Here is a 24665-nt window from a genome sequence, read left to right as displayed (position 1 = left end):
TTCTTTTTTATTTTACTAGAAAAAACGCATGAAATGAACGATTTTTCGTTATTTCATGCGTTTTTTGTTAGAGACTTTTGTCACAGCCCCTTTTTGTTGTGGAAAATAAATTGCTAAGTCTTTTCATTCGCATTGTTTTATAAAATTAGTTATGATAATTTTATAGTAGTAAGTAGCTTTGGCTAATGGGCTACCTTATCTAAGTAATTATTGGAGGCGTAAATTATGAATGAAATTCATTTATCAATTACCGAATTAATTGGCAAAACCCCGATTGTTAAATTAAACCAAGTTGTTCCAGAAGGAGCAGCAGACATTTTTGTTAAATTAGAGTTTTTCAATCCTGGAAGCAGCGTGAAAGATCGGATTGCTTTAGGGATGATTGAACAAGCTGAAATAGATGGTAAATTGAAAGCTGGCGATACTATTATTGAAGCAACTTCAGGGAACACCGGGATTGGTTTAGCGATGGTGGGGGCGGCGAAAGGCTACCATGTGATTATTGTGATGCCTGATACCATGAGCGTTGAGCGACAAAAACTGATGAAAGCTTATGGAGCTGAATTAATTTTGACACCAGGTGCGGAAGGGATGAAAGGGTCAATTGCTAAGGCTAGTGAGTTAGAAGCTGCAAATAATTATTTTATGCCTTTACAATTTGATAATCCTGCTAATCCAGCTGTTCATGAAAGAACGACGGCGCGTGAAATTCAGGAAGCTTTTGAATATCATGGCTTAGATGCTTTTGTTGCTGGTGTCGGAACTGGTGGCACGTTAACAGGCGTCGGTCGGGAACTAAAACGAATTTACCCTGAAATCGAAATTGTAGCTGTTGAGCCGAAAGAATCAGCTGTTTTAGCTGGTGAACCAGCTGGACCTCATAAAATTCAAGGGATTGGCGCAGGGTTCATTCCTAAAATTTTGGATACTAATGTTTATGATCGTTTAATTGATGTAGCCGGCGACGATGCTATAGCAACTGCACGAGCAGTCGGACAAAAAGAGGGCATCCTAGTAGGGATTTCGGCAGGAGCAGCCATCTTTGCAGCAATTCAAACGGCTAAAGAACTAGGAGCAGGCAAAAAAGTTTTAGCAATCGTACCAGATAATGGTGAGCGCTATTTGTCTACTGCTTTATATGATTTTGATTAGTTATTAATAATAATAGCCATTACAATTCTCGCAAGTGGGTTGTAATGGCTATTTAGCTATCAATCAAAAGTGAAATATGCTAAAATTTTTAAGAGAACTGAGATTTTTTGAAAGTGGTGAAACTTTGAATTTTTATTATAATCAACAAAATAAGCAGTATCAAAAAATAATTAACCAGCCACTTTTTAGTGAGATTGTTGCTTATTTTCAAGAGCATCAAGAAACCGAAATTATTTTGCGGAGTTTGAAAAAGCAATTTCCCCAAAAAAACTTTGAAGCCCTTTTAGAAAAAATGATTCAGGCGGGCTTAATCTTGCGAGAAAATCGTCGTTATACTTTAGCTTTTTCGATAATTGCGGAGAAAAAGCTAGATTATCCTAAATTGGATTTTGGTTTTCCGGTGGTTGATGCCGAAAAGTTAGCTTTTTTTAATCGCTTATATGAGCTTTGGTTTGAAGATACAGATTATTTTTTTGCAACTAGTGAAATAGTGCCTTTTTATGAAAAGCGTCTATCAAAAAATCAAAAACTACAATTTACTCATATTGTTAAAAAAGTAGAAAATCAGCAACAATTAGCAGATTATTTTTATATTTTGCAAAATGGCTTGGAGATGCCTAGTAATCTTCAAAGCGTGGAAACTTTAATTGGTGATGTTAATCCTGATTATTTTCTGAATCAAGTGGCTTTGATTATGGAAAATATCAAAAATGGTAAAAAAAATCGTGAGAGTATTTTTTTAACTGCTTTAAAAGAAACGCTGGTAATCAACCAACTAGCTAATGAAATTATTTTGCCAGAAGTGAAAACTCATTTGCTGGCTTTGCCGGAAGCTTTAACGGATTTAACTTTTAGTCAAGATACAACTACTGATCTTTATCAAAAATGGTATTATTTTGATTATTTATTAGCTGAAGCAGGGCTTTCTTCAATCGCTTTTTATGAAATAGCCGAAAAATAATAAAAAAATGATAAAAAAACGCGAATAAGTAGTATCTTTCATGGGCATGTGCTAAAATATTAATAGTAAATGTGAAAAAATGATAGGATGGATTTAATGGAAAACAGTGTTGTGAATATTAAAAGAAAACATGCACGCTTCCCAGTGTATGATGATGAAATTGGTGTAAAAATTAGAAGAGAAAAACGTCGTCGTTTATTTGAAGATAACGATACGATTATTACTGCATCTTTTGGTGGTAGTGATTATGAGGATCGACGTTCTTTGCGTCGTCACTCGAAAGCTGCTCAAGAGAAGTCTGGTCATAGTATTGCCCAACAAGAAGAGTTAAGTCGCCACCGTGCTAACTTACCTGATTACGGCAAAAGAAATCGGATTGAAAAAACACCAACAGGTAAGACACAATTATTTGGTGGTAATGTGAATCAAACTAGCTATGTGCCACGGAATCATCAAGAGCCTACTTCAGCTTACGAAGTGCCAAGAGAAAGCTCAGCTGTAGCAAAAGCTAACGCCAAGAAATTTGTGCCAACTTATGTACCAGCTTCAGTGATTCCTGATAAAGTGGAAAATGAAATCACTAATGTTGAACTAATTGATGCTATGAGAAAACGCTCTAGCTCATTAATAATGTTTGATACAGAACCAGCTGCTTATCAAAGCAAGAGCCATGAAGATGAGCCAACTGTTTCTCAATTTAAAATTGAAAAACCTCAAGCAAAAATGACTCGTAGTGAATATAAAAAATTAGGCAAGAAAAAAGGCTTATTTGATAATAACCGTAAATCTGTCTTAGAGCGTTCATTAAGTGGTTTAATTGAAGAAGATCAACAAGAAATGGAACGTAACGGCGGTTACTTCTCACAAGATTAATAATTTCAAAAGGATACTATCGCAAAGGTAGTATCCTTTTTTGTATAAAAAAGTTCGCAAAAAAAGGACTGGCAATTGCCAGTCCTTTAACAGACTAATTAAGTTAATTAAGCTTTGTTAACGTTAGTTGCTTGAGGGCCACGTTGACCATCTTCAACATCAAAAGTTACTGCTTGGCCTTCTTCTAAAGTTTTGAAGCCGTCACCTTGGATAGCTGAGAAATGTACGAATACATCGTTTCCGCTTTCTGCTGTGATAAATCCAAAACCTTTGTCTGCGTTAAACCATTTTACTGTACCTGTTTCCATAATAAAAATCCTCCTAGAAAATGTTTTTGCAATTACTTATTGGTGAATAGGAAGATGTTTATCTGAAACAAGCTACCACATTACCGAACAGAAACTACAATTAAGATTGTAACATACCCTAAAAGGAATAGCTAGTGCAAATCATATTTTTTTTGAAAAGGATTTCTTGGGAAAATATTTGAAATATCAAGGGATAAACTAGCTTTTTATTGTAAAAGATATGTGTTTTTTTACTGGGAAAAAGGAATTTGGTCGACTTTTCTATTAATAGCAGTGTAAGCCCTTTTCTAAAAAATTAAAAAGATTGCTCATTTATTAAATCAAACGTTAAGTTTTCTAATAAAAATCTTAGCAAATCGCTACGAGTTACTCATGTAAAATAAAAGAGAATGCGTTATTATTGATGTATGCCAATTATCCCGAATTGGTTTTTCATACTTACTCCTACCAAGAGTAAATAACAACCTTCATTTCCACCACATCTAATTGTGGTGGTTTTTTTGTGTTGTCTTACTACACGAGTTCATTACGCATTGCGATTTAACGATATTTTTCTTTAATAAAGTTCAACTAGATATCTTTTTGTAGTATAATTTTGAGAAACAGTGAAAAAATGTGAAACGAGAGGAGCTTTATGAAAAAGACTACATATGCAGTTGTGGATATTGAAACGACTGGAACTGATCCGAAAAAAGATCGCATCATTCAATTTGGCTGTGTATTAGTAGAAAACGACGAAATCGTTACGCGTTTTGCAACTGATATTAATCCCAATCAAATGATTTCTAAACAAATCCAAAGTTTAACAGGTATTTCAAATGGACGGGTACAAAAAGCGCCTTATTTTGAAGATGTTGCTTTGACGATTTACAATTTATTAGCGGACACGATTTTTGTGGCCCACAATATTTATTTTGACTATAAATTTTTGAATCACGAGTTGCAACGCTGTGGTGTTCCGGCATTGACAATTGCCGGGATTGATACAGTGGAGTTAGCGCAGATTTTTTTACCAACGGAAATGAGTTTTCGTTTAGGGGATTTGGCAGAATCTTTAGGCTTAGTTCACGATAATCCTCATCAAGCCGATAGCGACGCCGAAGTAACTGCCGAGCTTTTATTACTGATTCAAAAACGCATGCGGGCTTTACCATTAATTACTTTAGAGAAAATCGCCGAATTAAGCAATTTGACGGGGATGGAAACTAGCCAGTTTATTTTGCAAAATTTAGAGGAAATGCGGCAAGAGCCACAACCTTTAGCTGATAATTTGCAAGTGATTGCCGGTATCGCTCTTAGAAAAAAAGAAGTGACTTTATATCAGGAAGATTATTATTCTGAAAAAAAATATCCTAAAGCAGCCGCGGCGAAAAAGAAAGTTTTTAAAGAGAATTTAGAAGTTCGTAAAGAGCAAAATCAATTGATGAACTTAGTTTATAAGCATTATACCACCAGTCCTGATAAAAATTTGGTGATTGAAGCAGCTACGGGCTTAGGTAAAACGATTGGCTATTTGTTGCCATTAAGCTATTTAGCTACACCGGAAAAGCCTGCGATTATTAGTACCGCTTCAATTGTTTTACAGCAACAAATTTTAAATAAGGATATTCCTTTATTAAATCAAGTTTTAGATAAAAAAATTCAAGCCACTTTAGTTAAAAGTTCACGGCATTATTTGGATTTGCAACGTTTCTATCATAGTTTAGCTGCCCCAGTGCAGCAAAAACAGTATGCCTTATATCAAATGGCGGTGTTAGTTTGGTTGACGGAAACGACGACTGGTGATTTTGATGAATTGCAAATGACCAATTTATCCCATGTATTTTGGCAAGAAGTTTGTCATCAAGGGAGCAACTACTTATCTGAAAACCAACCCTTTTATCAAGCGGATTTCTTATTGCATTTACAGCGGAAAATGCAACAGAGTAATTTTTTAATTGTCAATCATGCTTATTTGGCGCAAGAAAGCGTGCGGGAAACAGTGCAATTGCCAGCCAGTGATTATTTACTGATTGATGAAGCTCATCATTTACATACGCAATTAGAAAAAATCAGCCAAGAGCAATTTTCAGTTAATGCTTTTCAAAAGAAAATTCAACAAGTTTTAGCAGCAGAACAAATTTTTGAAGAATTGCAAGGAGTTTGTCAAAGTAATCAAAATCTTTCAAGAGAACTGGCTTTATTACAGCGAATTTTAGAAGATTTATTAGAAGAACAACAAGATTTTTTCCCACAACTGATTAAGTTATTGCCAAAAGAAAAAAATAGCAATTATCAACGGGTAGAAGGAATGTTTGAAAAGCAACAAATTGAAAGTCTTTCAGCTTTTGGTTTTGCGAAGTTGCAGCAAATTTTGTTGCTTTATAGTGATTTACTGACTTTACAACGGGAGATTCATCAAGAGTTATTAACGACTTTAGGGAGCTGGCAAGCTTATGAAGCTCGTTTGTACGGGGAACTCTTTCAATTGTTTGCCTTTACGGAAAAATATCAACGAATTTTTGAAGCTTGGACGCAAAATTGGCAACCGCAAATTGTTCATTGCTATTATTATGACCCGAAAAAAGAAGATTTAGTCTTGTTTACCATTGATTTTCAAGGGGCCTTATTAGAGAAAACGACTTGGTATCAGCGTTATCCCAAAGTGCTTTTTTTGGGTGGGACTATGAAAATCGGCAACAATCGTCATTATTTCCCACAGCGTTGGGGAATCCCTGAAACCAAAGTTAAAGTGTTAGCGAATCCTTATGATTTTGAAAAACAAGTGAAATTATTTGTTTTAGATGAAGGGGTAGACGTGGGGAAAGTAACGCCTGCTCAGTATAATCAAGAGATTATTGCTAATTTGAAAGAAATTATTAAACAAGAAAACCGCCGACTTTTAGTTTTATTTACGGCTCATGATGTACTGCAAAAAGTTTTTTATGCTTTACATAGTGAGATGCTTGATGAAGGCAGAGAACTGTTAGCGCAAGGCATTAGTGGTGGGCGTGAGAAACTTTTAAAACGTTTCTTTTTATCTGATAATGCAGTTTTGTTAGGGGCTGATAGCTTTTGGGAAGGCATTGATTTACCAGGAGATACTTTACAGTTATTAGTGGTAACTCGTCTGCCATTTGAAAATCCACAACGGCCTTTTGTTAAAGCCTACTATCATTATTTAGAGGAGCAGGGCGTTAATACTTTTTATCAAGAAGCGATTCCTAAAGCTGCGATGCGTTTACGGCAGGCGCTAGGGCGTTTAATTCGTTCAAAAAATGATCAAGGTGTCATGATTGTTTTGGATCGCCGCCTGATTACCGCTAGCTACAGTCGCCAATTATTAAAGGCTTTTCCTGAAAGTTTAGCGATTCAAGAAGCTCCTTTAACCGAAATTTTGGAAGAAACACAAAAATTTTTAACAAAAAATCCGCAAGAAGACTAAATCTCTCTTGCGGAATCTGCTATAATGAATACTAATCAAAATCTTTCTCTAGTAAATGAAACATAGTAGAGAGAAAAATAATACATTAAACTGAGTTAGGGGCTTTTCTTTTGGAAAAACAAGTGAAAAAAGAGAAAATCTCAATTATTTTATTAGCGGCTTCAATTGGCGTTGTGATGATAGCGATAGCAGTCGGGATGTTGCTTTATCGAACAACACGTCCAACCCGCCAAGCGAAACGAGAAGCCATCGCAATTGCCGAAGAATATGCGGACTTAGAGACGGTAGAGAATTTTTATTGGTTCAATGGCCATAAAACTTATTTTAGCGTTTCTGGCGAGACTGGCGCTGGGGAAGATATCATTGTTGTGATTGCTCAAGATGGTCAAGAAATCGAAGTGGTCTCTCAACAAGATGGTTTAAATGAACCAGCAATCCGAGCGATTGTGCGAGAAGATTATAACGACCCAATGATTAAAAAAATCGGGATTGGTTTTTACGAAGACCAAGTCATTTGGGAAGTTGTCGGACAAGACGAACAAAGTGAGGAATTAACATACTATCTATTTTCTTTTGAAACTGGTAAAGAAGTGAAGGTAGTTGCTAATATTTAGAAAAAAATGAAGGAGTTATGTAGGATGAAACTTTCGAAACGGGCTGAAAGATTAGAGCCATCAGTAACACTTGCAGCAGCGGCTAAAGCGAAAGCTTTAAAAGCTAAAGGCATTGATGTATTAAGTTTAACTGTCGGAGAACCTGATTTTGTAACACCTAAAAATATTCAAGAGGCAGCCATTCAGGCGATTCAATCTGGTAAAGCCAGCTACTATACACCATCTGCTGGGATTCCGGAGTTGCGACAAGCGGTTGTTGAGCACATTGAAACTTATTATGGTTTAACTTATGAGATGAGCCAAGTGATTATCACTGATGGGGCGAAATCAGCGCTTTACAATTTATTCCAAGCAATTTTAGATCAAGGGGATGAAGTCATTATTCCTTTGCCTTATTGGGTGAGTTATGCTGAGCAAGTGAAATTAGCCGATGGCACACCAGTTTTTGTAACTTGTAAAGAAGAAGATCACTTTAAAGCGACCGTGGCACAATTAGAAGCTGCTCGTTCTGAAAAGACCAAAGCGATTATTTTAAATTCACCATCTAATCCAACAGGTATGATTTATACCAAAGAAGAATTGCTAGCCATTGGTAATTGGGCAGTTGCCAATAATATTTTAATTGTTGCTGACGATATTTATGGACGTTTGGTTTATCATGGTCATCAATTTACTCCGATTGCGACAGTTTCTGAAGAAATTCGCAAACAAACGATTATTATTAACGGTGCTTCAAAATCTTATGCCATGACTGGCTGGCGGATTGGTTATGCGATTGGCGATAGCGAAATCATCAAAGCGATGATTGATATTGCTTCACAATCAACCAGCAACCCAGCTGCTGTAAGTCAATATGCAGCTTTAGAAGGGCTGACTGGCACACAAGAAACTGTCGAAGAAATGCGGCAAGCTTTTGAAGCCCGCTTAGATGAAGTGTATCCGTTAGTGGCTGCTTTACCAGGCGTGAAGTTAGTCAAACCACAAGGTGCTTTTTATCTGTTTCCTAATGTAAAAGAAACTTTAGCGATTTGTGGTTATGATAATGTTACTAAATGGGTGGATGATTTATTGGAAGAAGCCCATGTAGCCTTAGTGACTGGTGAAGGCTTTGGGGCACCAGAAAACGTGCGTATCAGCTATGCAGCAGATTTAGAGACTTTAAAAGCCGCGATTCAGAGAATTGCTGATTTTATTGAAGCTAAGAGTGCAGCAAAATAATTTATTAGAAGTCAAGCTAATTCGGGATAATTGGTTGTAGGCAAACTTGCTTAACTAATAAAAGAATGTGATAATGGGGCAGAAAACATTATTACAAGTAAGAGGAGAGTCAACAGTGGAACAAATTCAAATTATTGAAGCAAAAAATCACGTAGGTGAAATTGTTCAAATTGGTGCTTGGGTAGCCAACAAACGCTCTAGCGGCAAAATTGCTTTTTTACAACTTAGAGATGGGACTGCTTATTTTCAAGGAATTGTCGTGAAAAGTGAAGTACCTGAAGAAGTTTTCCAATTAGCGAAAAACTTAACACAAGAAACATCTGTTTTGATTACTGGCCAAATTCGTGAAGATAGCCGTTCAAAATTTGGTTATGAAATTGGCGTAACCGCCCTTGAAGTAATTGGCGAAAGTCATGAATATCCAATTACCCCAAAAGAACACGGTACTGATTTCTTAATGGATCATCGTCATTTATGGTTGCGTTCTTCTCGTCAGCACGCAATTATGCAAGTGCGTAACGAAATTATTCGGGCTACTTATGAATTTTTCAATAAAAATAATTTTGTTAAAATTGATCCGCCGATTTTAACTGGTTCTGCACCAGAAGGTACAACCGATTTATTTGAAACTAATTATTTTGATCAAAAAGCTTATTTATCACAAAGTGGTCAATTATATATGGAAGCTGCTGCGATGGCTTTCGGCAAAGTTTTCTCTTTTGGTCCAACTTTCCGGGCTGAAAAATCAAAAACACGTCGTCATTTAATTGAATTTTGGATGATTGAACCTGAAATGGCTTTTATGCACCAAGAAGAAAGCTTAGAAGTGCAAGAACAATATGTGGCCTTTTTAGTACAAAGCGTCATTGATAATTGCGAGTATGCTTTAGATGTTTTAGGTAGAGATGTTGAACTTTTGAAAAAATATACTAAATTACCGTTTCCGCGGATTAGTTATGATGAAGCAGTTGAGTTGTTGCAAAAAAATGGTTTTGATGATATTCAATGGGGTGATGATTTTGGTTCACCACATGAAACCTTTATCGCTAACTCATTTGAGCAACCCGTTTTCATCTTAAATTATCCAAAAGCGATTAAACCTTTCTACATGAAACCACATCCAACACGCGATGATGTTGTCATTTGTGCAGATATGATTGCCCCTGAAGGTTATGGGGAAATCATTGGTGGTTCTGAGCGGGCGGTTGATTTTGATTATTTATTAGAACAAATCAAAGCTCATGGCTTAGATGAAAATGAATATTCATGGTATTTAGATTTACGTAAATATGGTAGTGTTCCTCACGCTGGCTTCGGTTTAGGTTTAGAGCGGACGGTCACTTGGTTAACAGGGATTGAACACGTACGTGAAGCAATTCCATTCCCACGTTTATTAAACCGTATTTATCCATAAAAGATAAAATTTTAAGCTAGAAATTGGCGAAGGCTGATTTCTAGCTTTTAGTAAATAGAAACTAAAATTTCTCAAGAAAAGAAGGTTGGTTATGGACTTAGTATTGGAGCATGTAAGCAAGAAGTTTGATGAAAAAACGATTATTGATGATGCTAGTTTTCATTTTGAAAAAGGTAAAATCTACGGTTTGCTGGGGCGCAACGGTGCGGGGAAAACGACATTATTTAATTGTATTTCAAAAAATTTAGCGATTGATAGTGGCGAAATTGCCTTAGTGAGTGATTCACAAAAAGAATTGAATTATGCCGATACGGAAATTGGCTTTGTTTATACTTCGCCTCATGTACCGATGTTTATGACGGCCTATGAATTTGTTAGATTTTTTATTGATGTTAACAAAGCACGTATCCTTGATGAAAAAACACCTGAAGAGTATTTATCTTCCGTAGGGATTAAGCAAGAAGACCAACATCGTTTGTTAAAAGATTTCTCTCACGGGATGCAAAATAAAGTTCAGATGTTAGTTTCTTTAATGGTAAGACCACCCGTTTTGCTATTAGATGAACCATTAACTTCATTTGACGTAGTGGCGGCCCATGAAATGAAAGAATTGATTTTAGGGATGAAAGAATATTCAGTTGTCATTTTTTCTACACATATTTTACAATTAGCACAAGATTTATGTGATGAAGTCGTCTTATTAAATAAAGGCAAATTACAAGGCGTCTTAGCTGATAAAATTCATGATAAGAATTTTGAAGAAGAAGTTGTGCAATTATTAACTGAGAAAGGAGACTAAGCATGAAAGAAATGCAGAGTTTTCTCAGAGAAGATTGGCTATTTTTTCGGTATCGCATAAATAAAAAAATTAATGGTTTTTTCTATTTTTTAAGAAAAATTCCTGGGCTAAAAAATCTAATCACGGCTGACATTTTCGCAGCCTATGAATTTAAACAAGCTTTTGCAATTTTGGCAACACTGGTTAGTTTTTTGATGGCTTTTGTAAAAAAAATCTTGGTGCTTGTTTTTACTGTTGGCTTGCATATTTTAGCGGTTTGGCGTTTTGATGAAGGGCGCAATTTTAGTGAAGCGGTGCAAGAATTTTTGCCGGGAAGTTTAATGCTGTGGTTTATGCTAGTAGCGATTATGGGCGGTTTTGGTAATCAGTTTTGGGCGATATTGCCTAAAGAGATGATTGCTTTTTATCAAGAGTTTCTTTTATCGAAAAAGCATTTTATTTTAGGGCAACGTTTTGTTGAAGTGTGGAAGCAAGGTCTGTTTTATTTGCCAGCGGCTTTAATTTATGGTGCTATTATCGGGAAACCGTTGCATATGATGATTTTTATTTTCTTTAGTTATGTAACGGCTAATTTTCTTTTTATGTTGCTGGGGAATAGTTTACAATTAGCATTTGTTAAAAAGCCAGCATTTCGTTGGTTGACGGGCATCATTTTTTACGTCATCACTACTGCTGCTGTAATTGCTTGTTATTGGTTCTTGCCTGATGGAATCAACAATCAATTATTATTACAACCATTAGTTTTATTATTGCTAATCCTTTTAAGTGTGGTCGTTTTTTATTTAGTTTGGAACTATCGTCGCAATCAAGAATATATTGATTTAGCTGTGAGTCGTTCCGCTTTTACTTATTCTAAATCAGAAACAACTAAACGAAATAACGCCCAATATATCGGTCAAGGGATTAAAATGCAAAAGCATTTAACATTAACCCACAACGAACGGGTTGAAAAACTAAGTGGTAATGATTATTTGAATGCTTTGTTATTCAGTCGCTATCGCGGGGCTTTTAATCAGCGCTTAAAATATATCGGTATTGGTTTTGCTGTTACAGCATTAATAATTGTTGGAGTAGGGATTTTGGATGGTTGGCAATTTTTAACAGAAGAAATAACTTCGCGCTTAATGCCATCGTTATTTTTAATCATGTATTTCCTATCTTTCGGTAAAGAAATCGTTCAAATGATTTTTGTAAATTGTGATGTTTCGATGTTATATTATCCTTTTTATCGGGAACCAAGAACGATTTTAAAAGGTTTTGGTTATCGCCTAAGACAAATTTTTTATTACAATTCAATTATTATTGTGGGGATTTTCGGTCTCTTTTTATTGTTGCACGTTGCTAATGGTTTTTATTTAAGTCTTTCATTTTTTGCGGTATTGTTATTGCTGTTGGTGAGTTTAACTTTCTTATTTTCTTTTCATGAGCTGTTTATTTACTATTTATTACAGCCATTTACAGATGATTTGGAGGTGCAAAACCCAGCCTATAAAGTGATTGCTGGCATTTTTTATGGCTTTGCCTATGGAAATATGCAGATAAAAACTGCTGGCACGATTTATTTAGTGATTGTTTCAGTTGTTAGCTTATTGTATGTTGCGATTGGCTTAGTAGTGATTTATCGCGTAGCACCAAAAACATTTAAAATTCGCCATTAATAAAAAATAAAACGAAAATCTTCTGAGAGATCACGGATTTTCGTTTTTTTTAATTGCTTTAACAAGAAAATAGCTTTCTTGGCTTTTTATAGAGGGGAACTTGTGCTAAAATAATGCCATTGTCAATGTGGATTAAGAGAGGGATTTTGAATGATAACTTTAGGAATTGATACTTCTAACCAAGCTTTAGCAGTCGGAGTTGTTGAAGATAAGCAGGTGTTAGGTCAAATTCAACTGAATGTAAAACAAAATCATAGTATTGCTTTAATGCCAGCGATTGATACTTTAGTAAAAAGTCTCGGTTTAACGCCTAAAGCAATTCAACGGATTGTTGTCGCAGAAGGCCCTGGTTCTTACACTGGTTTACGAATTGGTGTGACTGTCGCTAAAACTTTAGTTTATACCTTAAATCAAGAATTAGTCGGTGTCTCTAGTTTGCAAGCTTTAGCAGCGAATTGCGTAAGTCGAGAAGGTTGGATTATTCCACTATTTGATGCCCGGCGGGAAAATGTTTATGCGGGAATTTATCAGTGGCAAGCCGGGGAGTTAGTCAATCAGTTAGCTGATCAACATATTGCTTTAACGGATTTATTAACAAAAATTCCTGAAGGTCAAAAAGTTTATTTCGTAGGTAGTGATGTTGCGAAGTTTCAAGAGAAAATTAAAGCAGGCCTACCTCATGCAGAAATTAATCAAGAACCTCACTGGGATCTACCTAGTGGTGCTGTCGTAGCTTTGTTAGGAGAAAACGCCCAGCCAGTTGCTGATGTGCATAGCTTTTTACCTAAATATTTAAAACGGGTGGAAGCTGAAGAAAAATGGTTAGCGACCAACCAAGAGGAAGATCAAAATTATGTTGAAAAAATTTAAACGATTTATTATAAATTTTGGTTCTGCAAAAAAAGAATTTCCCCAAAAACAAGTCAATTTCCTCAATCAAGAGTTTCTGGTGCGAGGGTTAGCCGTTGAAGATGTCAAACAGCTCTTAGATTTAGAGAGGGAAATTTACCATGGCGAGTTGCCCTGGAAAAAAAGTGCTTTTACTTCTGAAATTCGTTCGCGGATTCCTCATTTGTATCTTGGGCTTTTTGATAAAAATGATTTGGTAATTGCTTTTATTGGTTGTCGCGTAATTGGCAGTGATGCCCATATAACTAATTTTGCAGTGAAACCTAAATTTCAAAAAGCTGGCATCGGCACTTTTTTAATGATAGAAGTTGAAAAATTTGCAGTAGAATATCGCTGTGAAACCATGAGTTTAGAAGTCCGTATGGGCAATAAAGACGCTCAGCGTCTTTATCGGAAATTAGGTTTTGTCTCTCAGCGGATTCGTAAAAAATATTATAACGAAACAAATGAAGATGCTTTAGCTATGATAAAGTATTTACAGTAATGATAAAAGATTAAATTAAGTGAGGCCTGAACGTGTTTGTAGCAGCAGAGATTTTCGAGAAAGCTGATTTAGCTGAAAAATTATGGCAATTAAGCCAAGAAAGCTATACTTTTGGTGCGCCTTGGAAGGCCAGCCAGTTTTTAAGTGATTTAGAAAATGAACATAGTCATTATTTGCTTTACATGGAAGAAAACCAGTTAGTAGCCTATCTCGGCTATCATAGTTTTTTAGATGAAGGTGAAATTATCAACGTGGCTGTGAAAAAAACTTTTCAAGGTCAAGGAATCGCCAAAGCGCTTTTAAATGAGTTAGAGGTTAAACTGCAAGAAAAAGCAGTTCAATTACTTTTTTTAGAAGTTCGTGAATCCAATCAAGCAGCCCAATGCCTTTATCAGAAAAATTGTTTTACTTCGGTAGCTTTGCGAAAAAAATACTATCAAAATCCTTTAGAAAACGGCATCGTTATGCAAAAGAAATTGAGGAAGAAATAATGTCTAAGCAAATAAATGAATTAATTTTAGCCATTGAAAGCAGCTGTGATGAAACTAGCGTTGCAGTAATTGCGGATGGCGAGAAAATTTTAACAAATATTGTCGCATCACAAATTAAAAGTCATCGTCGCTTTGGTGGCGTCGTGCCGGAAGTAGCTAGTCGTCATCATGTTGAACAAATTACTTTATGTATTGATGATGCTTTGTTGGAAGCGGAAATTACCCCGGCTGATTTAACAGCGGTGGCAGTAACTTACGGTCCCGGTTTAGTGGGGTCATTACTGATTGGTGTTTCTGCAGCTAAAGCTTTTGCTTGGGCGCATGATTTACCGTTGATTCCAGTCAATCATATGGCAGGGCATATTTATGCCGCTAAATTTGTGCAGCCGTTGGAGTTTCCTTTAATGGCGCTGTTAGTCAGTGGCGGCCATACGGAATTAGTCTATATGGTGGAAGATGGCTCTTTTGAAGTAATTGGTGAGACCCGTGATGATGCCGCTGGTGAAGCTTATGATAAAGTCGGGCGGATTTTAGGTTTGCCTTATCCCAGTGGGAAAGCTTTAGATGAGTTAGCGCAACAAGGCAGTGATACCTATCATTTCCCACGAGCGATGATTCATGAAGATAATCTTGATTTTAGTTTTAGTGGCTTAAAAAGTGCCTTTATTAATTTGGTTCACAATGCTGAGCAGAGAGCTGAAGTTTTAGTGCCAGCTGATTTAGCAGCCAGCTTTCAAGCCAGTGTGGTTGAAGTTTTAGTTGAAAAAACCAAACGAGCTTGTCAACAATATCCAGTTAAACAATTAATTATAGCCGGTGGCGTGGCAGCCAACCAAGGTTTGAAACAAGGCATGGCGGAAATGGTAGCAGAAAACTTTCCAATCATGCCCTTAATCATTCCGCCTTTACGTTTATGTGGTGATAATGCGGCGATGATTGGAGCAGCGGCTTACATTGAAGCACAAAAAGGTCATTTTGCTGAATTAGATTTAAATGCAAAACCTAGCTTAATTTTTTCACAAGAAAGATAAAAAAAGATTCAGAAACTATTCCTGAAGAAACTTTCAGCTAGTTTCTGAATTTTTTTGTTTAAAAATGATAGAAAATAAAATAAAAGTCTGTTATAATGTATAAAAATTCATCGAAGTGTAATATTTTTGGTGTTTAATGGATGTTTTAAACTTTTTAGTTGCTGAAATGTATAAATATCGTTATCAAAAAATGAAGTAGGGAGAGATAAAAAAATGATGCAATCAATTTTTCAAGGAAGAAGTTTTTTATCAGAGAAAGATTTTACAAAAGATGAATTACAATATTTAATTGATTTTTCCCAACATTTAAAAGCTATGAAGAAACAAGGCATTTCTCATAAATATTTAGCTGGTAAAAATATTGCTTTGTTGTTTGAAAAAACTTCTACGCGAACTAGAGCGGCTTTTACAACTGCGGCTGTTGATTTGGGGGCGCAGCCAGAATTTTTAGGAATCAATGATATTCAATTAGGGAAAAAAGAATCGGTAGCAGATACGGCACAAGTGTTGGGGAGTATGTTTGAAGGCATTGAGTTTCGTGGCTTTAAGCAAACTACCGCAGAAACTTTAGCTGAATATGCGGGGGTACCCGTTTGGAATGGTTTAACAGATACTTGGCATCCCACACAAATGATTGCGGATTTTTTGACGATTCAAGAAAATTTTGGCTGTGTTGGGGGGATTAATTTAGTTTATGTAGGGGATGGTCGTAATAATGTAGCTAGTTCGCTATTGGTGACGGGGGCGATTTTAGGAACCAATGTGACAATTGTAGCGCCAACAGCTTTGCAACCAGCAACCGAAATTATAGCATTAGCAGAAAAATTTGCCACAACATCAGGGGCAAAAATTACAGTTACTGCTGATGTGGCTAACGGTGTTTTAAATGCTGATGTATTATATACTGATGTCTGGGTGTCCATGGGTGAAGAAGATAAATTTGCAGAACGGATTGAATTGTTAATGCCTTATCAAATCAACATGGCGATGATTGAACAAACTAAAAATCCAAAATTAATTCTCTTACACTGTTTGCCAGCTTTTCATAATTTAGAAACTGAATACGCCCAAGAAATTTATCAAAAATTCGGAATTAACGAGATGGAAATCACCGATGAAGCCTTCAATAGTAGTTACGGTCGCCAATTTCAACAAGCTGAAAATCGACTTCATTCTATCAAAGCGATTATGGCTGTGACGTTAGGAAATTTATTTATTCCTAAAGTCTAAAAAAATCAAATAAAACCGTTGACACCGCTTTCAACCTTGGTGTATAGTAAGATTGTTGATACGGATGGTGATTATTAAGTTAAGCCAAACCTAATTAATGTCTATTTTTTGGACATTGATTAGGTTTTTTTTACGCCATTATTACGCCATCAAGTTCAGCAAAAAAATATTTTTGGGGGAATGAAATGATGAAAAAAGCAACAAAATTATTAGGTGTTTTAGGATTAGTTATGTGTTTGGCAGCGTGTCAAGATACTGCTGCAACAACAGATTCGTCAACTGCGGATACGAAAGAAACTGTAGTTAAAGATGCACCGGAACAAATTAATATTTATATTGCCCGTCATGGAAAAACGATGTTAAATACGACAGATCGCTCTCAAGGGTGGATTGATGCACCTTTAACACCAATTGGCGTTGAAGTGGCAGAATCTTTAGGTAAAGGTTTAACAGATGTTGAATTTGATGCGGTTTATTCAAGTGATAGTGGTCGAGCTGTTGAAACAGCAACTTTAGTTTTAGAAAATAACGGTCAAGCAGATTTAATTGATACCATTCATGAAGATAAACGTTTACGAGAATTCAATTTCGGAACTTATGAAGGCATGCCAAATGAAGATATGTGGACAGCAATTGCTGAAAAACAAGGGATTACATTAGAAGAATGGCAAGCAGAGATGGCAGAAGATGGCTTTGTTAAGTCAATTCACGGATTTGCTGATACATTACATGAACTAGACGTTGATAAATTAGAAGAATTAGGTGCTGAAAATGAAATTCCAGCTGATCAAGTAAGCTGGCAAGCAGAAGATTATCAAACAGTTGTTGATCGTGCTAATGATGCGTTGAATGAAATTGTTGCTGATGCTGAAAAAGCTGGGCAAGAAAATATTTTAGTAACTTCACATGGAATGACAATTGCCGCTTTGGTTTCATCTTTAGATGCCAATGCTGAAGTACCAGCAACTGGTTTGAAAAACGCCAGCGTGTGTAAAGTGGTTTACAAAGATGGTAAATTCATCGTTGAAGCAGTAAACGACTTAACTTATGTAGAAAAAGGCCAAGCAAAATAAACAAATAACTTTTAGGATTGCATCAATTTTTTAGAAATTGGGCAATCCTATTTTTTTAAAGTAGCTTTTGTTAAAAAATTCTGCTATAATTCTAGCTAGTTTAATAATTGATTATCAGCTTAAGAGAGTACTTATAATGAACATGTCAGCGAGTTTGGGTGGGTGAGAGCCAAATATAGCAATTATAAGGAAGCGCACTTAAGATAAATCTGGCAACAGACGGCCATCTACCGTTATTAGAAAAGTAGGTTCAATTTGATTGAACAAGCAGAGTGGTACCGCGGGAATTCTCGTCTCTAATGAAATTTATTATTAATTTCATTAGGGGCTTTTTTTATGTCTGATAACCATTTAGAAGATTTAATTCAAGGGGGAAAAATTGATGAATAACAAAGAAGTCGTGGCTTTAGCAATTTATGAAGTAGTTAAAGAAAATTTATCATTAGCAGAAGTTCAAAATTTATTAGAAAATCCTAAATCAGCGGATCATGGGGACGTAGCTTTTCCAGCGTTTGCTTTAGCAAAGGCTTTTCGCAAAGCGCCACAACAAATTGCGGCTGAATTAGCAGAACAAATCGATCCAACCGCTTTTGAAAAAATTCAAGTCGTGGGTCCTTACCTAAATTTCTTTATGAATAAAGGCGTGGTTGCTCAACAAGTTTTACAAACAATTGTAAAAGAACAAGATCAGTTTGGTTCAGCAAATATCGGTAATGGCGGGCAAGTACCAATTGATATGTCTTCTCCAAATATTGCTAAGCCAATTTCAATGGGCCATTTACGGTCAACGGTAATCGGTAATTCGATTGCTTTGATTTTAGAAAAAATTGGTTATCAACCAGTAAAGATTAACCATTTAGGCGATTGGGGTACACAATTTGGTAAATTAATTGTGGCTTTCAAAAAATGGGGTTCTGAAGAAGCTGTTCAAGAAAAACCAATTAGCGAGCTATTACGTTTATACGTGCAATTCCACGAAGAAGCTGAAAAAGACGCGACTTTGGAAGATGAAGCGCGGGCGTGGTTCAAAAAATTGGAAGAAGACGATGCCGAAGCGATTCGTTTGTGGCAATGGTTCCGAGATGAATCTTTACAAGAATTCAATAAAATCTACGGTATGCTAGATGTTGATTTTGATTCATTAAACGGCGAAGCTTTCTACAATGATAAAATGGCTGAAATCATTGAAATGTTGGAAGAAAAACATTTATTAAAAGAAGACAATGGTGCCGATATTGTTGATCTATCAGCTTATGATTTAAATCCCGCTTTAATTCGTAAATCAGACGGAGCAACGTTATATATTACCCGCGATTTAGCAGCTGCACTTTTCCGTAAACGGAATTACAATTTTGCTAAATCATTATATGTGGTAGGCAATGAACAAAGTTATCACTTTAAACAATTAAAAGCTGTACTTAAAGAAATGGGCTTTGATTGGTCAGAGGATATGCACCATATTCCTTTTGGTTTAATTACGCAAGGGGGTAAAAAATTATCTACGCGTAAAGGGAAAATTATTTTACTTGAAGAAGTGTTAAACCAAGCGATTGACTCTGCCAAAGAACAAATTATTGAAAAAAATCCTGATTTAGAAAACAAAGATGAAGTAGCAAAACAGGTCGGTGTAGGTGCGGTTATTTTCCACGATTTAAAAAATGATCGCTTAAATAATTTTGATTTCAATTTGGAAGAAGTCGTACGTTTTGAAGGCGAAACGGGTCCTTACGTGCAATATACTTATGCGCGGGCGATGAGTATTTTAGAAAAAGCAGACTTTACACCTAGTGAAACTGCCGATTATACTTTAGCGGACGAAGCTAGCTGGGAAATTATCAAGTTATTGCAAAAATATCCTGAAACCATTATGCAAGCGGCTGATAGCTATGAACCATCAGTCATTGCTAAACATGCCATTAAATTAGCACAAGCTTTCAATAAATACTACGCTCACACTAAGATTTTAGTTGAAGATGAAGGCAAACAAGCGCGTTTGGCATTAGTTTACGGGGTAACTCAATTGCTGAAAGAAGATTTACGCTTATTAGGCTTACAAGCACCGAATAAAATGTAATCAAGAAAAGCGAAAAGAGTTGTTCTGTACCTGAGTAAAGCGCAAAAATAAATTATAGCGGTGTTTTGTACCGCGAATTTCTTTTTCACTTTATCGAATGGTGCAAACTCTTGTAGCTGAACAATAAAAAAAGGGTTAGCAACCAACGCCAAATGACGTTGGTTGCTAATTTTTTTCATTCTTAAGGCTGATTTATCAAAGCTATCACCATGTTATAATAAGAAAAAGTGATCAATTAAATACTTTATACAGTGAAACTGATGATTGCTAAAATGGGAGGCATTGCTATGAATTCACAGGAAGCCCAAAGAAAATTTGCAGAAAAATCCAATATTCGTAATAGTGAATTTGATCGTCAAAATACCAATCAAACAAGAAATGCAGTTTCCACAAGTCAAGGAAGTATTTTTTTACCTAAAGATAATGTAACACCACAATCAAAAGTTTTATCAAGGGAGTTAGTGGCTGTATTAGTTGCTGCGGTCATCGGCGTTATGACATTTTTCTTAGTGAATTTACTAATGAAAAATATGGCACCAATCTTTTATCAGGGGCTATTGTTTTTAGGTTTGAATCTACTAGTTTCTTTTGCCTTAGCTTATTTTAGCTATAGACAAATCAAAAAAATTAGCTACAAATAAAAGTTTTGCCTTGAATTTTAACAACAATTCGTTTATGATGAATTTAATTAAGCGAAGGAGGTTTTCCTGCATTGAAATTTTAAGCCAATTTTTTAAAGAAGAACAAAATAGAAATTACGCAATTATCAATTGGGTGGGGTCTGTTCTTTTTCAAGATTGGTTAATGTCAATGAGTAGGGAAAACCAAAGTGTATGTCATTTTATTTGAGTGACTAGGCTTATTTTCAATATTCAATTTCTACGACTATCTTGAAAAGGATAGTCGTTTTTTATGTTTGACTAGGGGGAGTAACAGTGGAACTGCTAATCAAGTCCACTTCCGTTTTGATTGGAGTCTAGCTACATGAGCTTAGCTCTTGATAAAGTGAAGAAGAAATTCGCGGTAAAATCACCGCTATAATTTATTCTTGCACTTTACGCGGAAGCTGAACAAGTTCATTCCGCTTTTGATTGATAATTGAATATTGGAGGGAAAACTAATGAGTACAATTGAAATTAAAGACTTAACCTTTGCTTATGATGGAAAGACACCTTTGTTTCAAGAGGTGAATTTAGCTATTGATAGTCACTGGAAGTTAGGCGTTATCGGAAGAAATGGTCGTGGGAAAACAACGTTAATGAAATTATTACTAGGGGAAATCGAGTACACTGGTAAGATTTCTCATAAAGAAGTTTTTAGCTATTTTCCACAAAAGATTACCGATGACAGCCAATTAACTTATTATATTTTACAAGAACTAGCTGATTTTGAAGATTGGCAGCTTTTACGAGAATTTCACCAATTGGGTTTAACCGAAGAAATCTTTTGGCGACCTTTTAATTCTTTAAGTGGTGGCGAACAAACAAAAGTCTTGCTTAGCTTACTTTTTTTAGAGGAGAATGCTTTTCCTTTAATTGATGAGCCGACTAATCATTTAGATGCTGCTTCAAGAACTCTAGTTGCTAAATATTTACAAAAGAAAAAACAAGGATTTATCCTGATTAGCCATGATCGCCAATTTGTCGATGCTACCGTTGATCATATTATCTCTATCGAAAAACGGAAGTTGAGTGTTTATCAAGGAAATTTTTCAACTTATGATCAAGAAAAACAGCGAGAAGATGCTTTTGAACAGCAACAAAATCAAAAACTAAAAGGTGAAATCCAGCGCTTGAAAGTAACGGCTAAAGAAAAAACGCAATGGTCTAATAATCGTGAAAAAGATAAATATGGCAAAGCTAGCGTGAAAGGCAGTGGTGGCGTTCCTGATACAGGTTTTGTAGGAGCACGGGCGGCTCGCGTTATGAAGAAAGCCAAGAATTTAGAAAAACGTATGAATCAGTCGATTGCGGATAAAGAAGAATTACTAAAAAACATTGAATATATTGATCCTTTAAAAATGAAATACACGCCGGATTACCATCAACGAATTTTAACGGTGGAAGCAGTTGGTTTAGCTTACGGTGAAGAACCGCTATTTGCGCCAGTCAGCTTTAACTTGCAAAAGGGCCAACAAATCGTGATTGCTGGGGATAATGGCGCTGGTAAATCAGCTTTAGTTCAAGCGATTTTAGGTACTTTTAAAGGTGAGGTGGCCGGTACTATTGATTTAACGAAGAATTTAGCGATTTCTTATGTGAAACAAAATTTCGAAAGTAATCAAGGGAACCTTAAAGATTTTTCCGAGAAAAATCAGCTGGATTATGAACTTTTCTTAAGTAATTTAAAGAAAATTGGCATGGAACGCGATGTTTTTAATCAAAATATCGAAACTATGAGTATGGGGCAAAAGAAAAAAGTTGAAATTGCCAAATCCCTTTCACAAGAGGCGGCGTTGTATATTTGGGATGAACCCCTTAATTATTTAGATGTTTTCAATCAGAAACAAATTGAAGAAGTACTGTTGGCTGTTCAGCCAACAATGATTTTAATTGAGCATGATCAACAGTTTATTGAAAATATTCATGCAGATAAAATTATAAATTTAGTAAAATAAAAAAGAAAATGAGGTATTTTACTGGTTAATAAATTGATACTGGTGAAAAATTGAAATCAGAAAATAACAACTATACAAGCTAACTTTTTCGTGGAGATTACTGACGAGGCAGTATTTAATGGCAGTAATCCCAGAAAATTTCCAGTGATTCAAGCTGAAATCTGATATGAAATTATTTGACTAAGTAGTGGTCGTTTATTTTCAGGAAAATATTATTGCAATATTTACAATAATAATGTATACTATCAAAAGTGCTGTGAATCAGTACAAAATCCACATTTCTGTTGATCTGCGAAGGGGTGCTGAAATAATTCAGTTCTTCAAAGAGTTGAAAACAGGAAGAGGGAAATACAAAACCAAAATTGGAGGAAACACAAAATGGCAGTAATCTCAATGAAACAATTGCTAGAAGCTGGTGTACACTTTGGTCACCAAACACGTCGTTGGAACCCGAAAATGAAAAAATACATTTTCACAGAAAGAAACGGAATCTACATTATTGATTTACAAAAAACTGTTAAATTAGTAGACGTTGCTTATGACTACATGAAAGCTGTAGCTGAAGACGGCGGTATCGCATTATTCGTTGGTACTAAAAAACAAGCTCAAGAAGCAATTAAAGACGAAGCAATTCGTTCTGGTCAATTCTATGTTAACCATCGTTGGTTAGGTGGAACATTGACTAACTGGGATACAATCCAAAAACGTATTAATCGTTTGAAAGAAATCAACAAAATGGAAGCTGAAGGAACTTTTGATTTATTACCTAAAAAAGAAGTTGCTGGCTTAAACAAACAACGTGAACGTCTTGAAAAATTCTTAGGTGGTATCGCTGATATGCCTAGAATTCCAGATGTAATGTATATTGTTGACCCTCGTAAAGAACGTATTGCTGTTCAAGAAGCTCATAAATTGAACATTCCAATCGTAGCGATGGTTGATACAAACTGCGATCCTGATGAAATCGACGTAGTTATCCCTTCAAATGATGATGCAATCCGTGCCGTGAAATTAATCACTGCTAAAATGGCTGATGCTTTCATCGAAGGTAACCAAGGTGAAGATCAAGTAGCAGAAGAAGATTTTGTAGCTGATACAACAATCGAAGAAGCTTCTTCAATTGAAGAAATCGTTGATGTAGTTGAAGGCGACAACGCTGCTGAATAATTAAGAACGAATGGAGCTGTTTCAAGGGCTAGGCGACAAGCCTCACTCTCCTTTGAAGCAGCTTTTTTTGAAAGATAATTGAAAATTAATACTTTAATACGAACTAGGATGTCAGTTCCACTTGAACGAATATATTAGTGGAATGATATACGTGGTGAGAATCAAACTAATTTTTAGAAGAAAAATTAATACTTTAATACGAACTAGGAGGAAACACAAAATGGCAGATGTAACAGCTAAAATGGTAAAAGAATTACGTGACAAAACTGGCGTTGGTATGATGGATGCTAAAAAAGCGTTAGTTGAAGTTGATGGAGATATGGATAGAGCAATTGATTTATTGCGTGAAAAAGGTATGGCTAAAGCTGCTAAGAAAAATGATCGTATTGCAGCTGAAGGTTTAGCAGCAGTATCAGTTAATGGTAATTTTGCTTCAATCGTAGAAGTTAACTCTGAAACTGACTTCGTTGCTAAAAATGATAAATTCCAAAAATTGGTTAAAGATATTGCTGATTTAATGGTTGAACATAAACCTGCTGATATTGATGCGGCAATGAAAATTACTACACCAACTGGTACTATCGAATCTGATTTAATTGAAGCAACACAAGTAATCGGTGAAAAAATCAGCTTCCGTCGTTTTGAAGTTGTTGAAAAAGACGATAATGCTGCATTTGGTGGCTACTTACACATGGGTGGACGCATTGCTGTATTAACTGTTTTAGAAGGCACTACTGACGAAGCAGCAGCTAAAGACGTTGCGATGCACGTAGCAGCAATCAATCCTCGTTATGTAAATGAAGCTCAAATTCCACAAGCTGAATTAGAACATGAAAAAGCTATCTTAACTGAACAAGCTTTAAACGAAGGTAAACCAGAAGCAATTGTTGAAAAAATGGTTGTTGGCCGTTTGAACAAATTTAAAGCTGAAATTTCTTTGGTTGACCAACCTTTCGTTAAAGATCCAGACATGACTGTTGAAAAATTTGTCGCTTCTAAAAATGCAACTGTTAAATCATTTGTACGTTTTGAAGTTGGCGAAGGTATCGAAAAACGTGAAGATAACTTTGTTGAAGAAGTTATGAGCCAAGTAAAAAAATAGACTGTTATTTATAACAGGCGGGAACGCATGAAAGTGCGCTCCCTTTTTTTGAGCAAATACAGTATC

Annotated in this window: 21 protein-coding genes and 1 other annotated feature; of the genes, 20 read left to right on the top strand and 1 reads right to left on the bottom strand. The window is 35.7% G+C overall.

All coding sequences use genetic code 11. The features are described from left to right. The first annotated feature begins 225 nt into the window (after nt 1-225). The 3 genes from cysK (at nt 226) to M2139_RS09810 (ending at nt 2986) form a co-directional block, all read left to right on the top strand. Nucleotides 226-1152 carry a cysteine synthase A gene (gene cysK / locus M2139_RS09820; protein ID WP_280738665.1) on the top strand — a complete coding sequence of 309 codons (927 nt, stop codon included), beginning with the start codon at nt 226-228 and terminating at the stop codon, nt 1150-1152. A 124-nt stretch (nt 1153-1276) separates the two neighbouring features. Continuing rightward, on the top strand, nt 1277-2113 hold the full coding sequence (locus M2139_RS09815; RefSeq protein WP_280738664.1) for a DUF1803 domain-containing protein: 837 nt from the start codon (nt 1277-1279) through the stop codon (nt 2111-2113). A 96-nt stretch (nt 2114-2209) separates the two neighbouring features. Next, nucleotides 2210-2986: a hypothetical protein gene (locus M2139_RS09810; protein ID WP_280738663.1), complete on the top strand. Its 777-nt coding sequence runs from the start codon at nt 2210-2212 to the stop codon at nt 2984-2986. 107 nt (nt 2987-3093) lie between these two features. Here M2139_RS09810 and M2139_RS09805 read toward each other — a convergent pair whose 3' ends face one another. Then, nucleotides 3094-3294 carry a cold-shock protein gene (locus M2139_RS09805; protein WP_280738662.1) on the bottom strand — a complete coding sequence of 67 codons (201 nt, stop codon included), beginning with the start codon at nt 3292-3294 and terminating at the stop codon, nt 3094-3096. 634 nt (nt 3295-3928) lie between these two features. Here M2139_RS09805 and M2139_RS09800 point away from each other — a divergent pair. The 17 genes from M2139_RS09800 (at nt 3929) to tsf (ending at nt 24599) form a co-directional block, all read left to right on the top strand. Then, a complete protein-coding gene (locus M2139_RS09800; protein WP_280738661.1) occupies nt 3929-6718 on the top strand; it encodes a helicase C-terminal domain-containing protein in 2790 nt (929 codons plus the stop codon). Nucleotides 6719-6828: 110 nt separating this feature from the next. After that, on the top strand, nt 6829-7332 hold the full coding sequence (locus tag M2139_RS09795) for a DUF5590 domain-containing protein (protein WP_280738660.1): 504 nt from the start codon (nt 6829-6831) through the stop codon (nt 7330-7332). 24 nt (nt 7333-7356) lie between these two features. Beyond that, entirely contained in the window at nt 7357-8550 is a 1194-nt protein-coding gene (locus M2139_RS09790; protein WP_280738659.1) for a pyridoxal phosphate-dependent aminotransferase, read from the top strand. Between the two features lie 115 nt (nt 8551-8665). Further along, nucleotides 8666-9964: an asparagine--tRNA ligase gene (gene asnS, locus M2139_RS09785; protein WP_280738658.1), complete on the top strand. Its 1299-nt coding sequence runs from the start codon at nt 8666-8668 to the stop codon at nt 9962-9964. Nucleotides 9965-10055: 91 nt separating this feature from the next. Next, nucleotides 10056-10763, top strand: a complete 708-nt coding sequence (locus M2139_RS09780; RefSeq protein ID WP_280738657.1) for an ABC transporter ATP-binding protein — start codon at nt 10056-10058, stop codon at nt 10761-10763. 2 nt (nt 10764-10765) lie between these two features. Next, on the top strand, nt 10766-12421 hold the full coding sequence (locus tag M2139_RS09775) for a hypothetical protein (protein WP_280738656.1): 1656 nt from the start codon (nt 10766-10768) through the stop codon (nt 12419-12421). 150 nt (nt 12422-12571) lie between these two features. After that, nucleotides 12572-13291, top strand: a complete 720-nt coding sequence (gene tsaB, locus M2139_RS09770) for a tRNA (adenosine(37)-N6)-threonylcarbamoyltransferase complex dimerization subunit type 1 TsaB (protein ID WP_280738654.1) — start codon at nt 12572-12574, stop codon at nt 13289-13291. Further along, nucleotides 13275-13814: a ribosomal protein S18-alanine N-acetyltransferase gene (gene rimI, locus M2139_RS09765; protein ID WP_280738653.1), complete on the top strand. Its 540-nt coding sequence runs from the start codon at nt 13275-13277 to the stop codon at nt 13812-13814. Before tsaB ends, rimI (M2139_RS09765) begins: the two co-directional genes overlap by 17 nt. Before the next feature lie 32 nt (nt 13815-13846). Beyond that, nucleotides 13847-14305: a ribosomal protein S18-alanine N-acetyltransferase gene (gene rimI / locus M2139_RS09760; RefSeq protein WP_280738652.1), complete on the top strand. Its 459-nt coding sequence runs from the start codon at nt 13847-13849 to the stop codon at nt 14303-14305. After that, nucleotides 14305-15336, top strand: coding sequence for a tRNA (adenosine(37)-N6)-threonylcarbamoyltransferase complex transferase subunit TsaD (gene tsaD, locus M2139_RS09755; protein ID WP_280738651.1), 1032 nt, complete (start codon nt 14305-14307; stop codon nt 15334-15336). Before rimI (M2139_RS09760) ends, tsaD begins: the two co-directional genes overlap by 1 nt. Before the next feature lie 213 nt (nt 15337-15549). After that, a complete protein-coding gene (gene argF / locus M2139_RS09750) occupies nt 15550-16566 on the top strand; it encodes an ornithine carbamoyltransferase (protein ID WP_280738650.1) in 1017 nt (338 codons plus the stop codon). Nucleotides 16567-16751: 185 nt separating this feature from the next. Beyond that, nucleotides 16752-17639 carry a histidine phosphatase family protein gene (locus M2139_RS09745; RefSeq protein ID WP_348522606.1) on the top strand — a complete coding sequence of 296 codons (888 nt, stop codon included), beginning with the start codon at nt 16752-16754 and terminating at the stop codon, nt 17637-17639. A gap of 106 nt (nt 17640-17745) precedes the next feature. Next, nucleotides 17746-17940: a binding site (T-box leader), on the top strand. Between the two features lie 81 nt (nt 17941-18021). Then, the gene (gene argS, locus M2139_RS09740) at nt 18022-19713 is read left to right on the top strand and encodes an arginine--tRNA ligase (RefSeq protein ID WP_280738649.1); all 1692 of its coding nucleotides are present in this window, start codon (nt 18022-18024) and stop codon (nt 19711-19713) included. A 287-nt stretch (nt 19714-20000) separates the two neighbouring features. Then, nucleotides 20001-20354 (top strand): hypothetical protein, encoded by a 354-nt coding sequence (locus M2139_RS09735; RefSeq protein WP_280738648.1) that lies wholly within the window; start codon nt 20001-20003, stop codon nt 20352-20354. A 479-nt stretch (nt 20355-20833) separates the two neighbouring features. Then, nucleotides 20834-22330, top strand: a complete 1497-nt coding sequence (gene abc-f / locus M2139_RS09730; RefSeq protein ID WP_280738647.1) for a ribosomal protection-like ABC-F family protein — start codon at nt 20834-20836, stop codon at nt 22328-22330. 378 nt (nt 22331-22708) lie between these two features. Beyond that, the gene (gene rpsB / locus M2139_RS09725; RefSeq protein ID WP_280738646.1) at nt 22709-23497 is read left to right on the top strand and encodes a 30S ribosomal protein S2; all 789 of its coding nucleotides are present in this window, start codon (nt 22709-22711) and stop codon (nt 23495-23497) included. Between the two features lie 220 nt (nt 23498-23717). Further along, a complete protein-coding gene (gene tsf / locus M2139_RS09720) occupies nt 23718-24599 on the top strand; it encodes a translation elongation factor Ts (protein WP_280738645.1) in 882 nt (293 codons plus the stop codon). The last annotated feature ends 66 nt before the right edge of the window (nt 24600-24665 follow it).

The sequence above is a fragment of the Enterococcus sp. PF1-24 genome (genome assembly GCF_029893325.1).
Lineage (GTDB): Bacteria > Bacillota > Bacilli > Lactobacillales > Enterococcaceae > HY326.
This window is presented reverse-complemented; position numbering and strand designations above follow the sequence as displayed.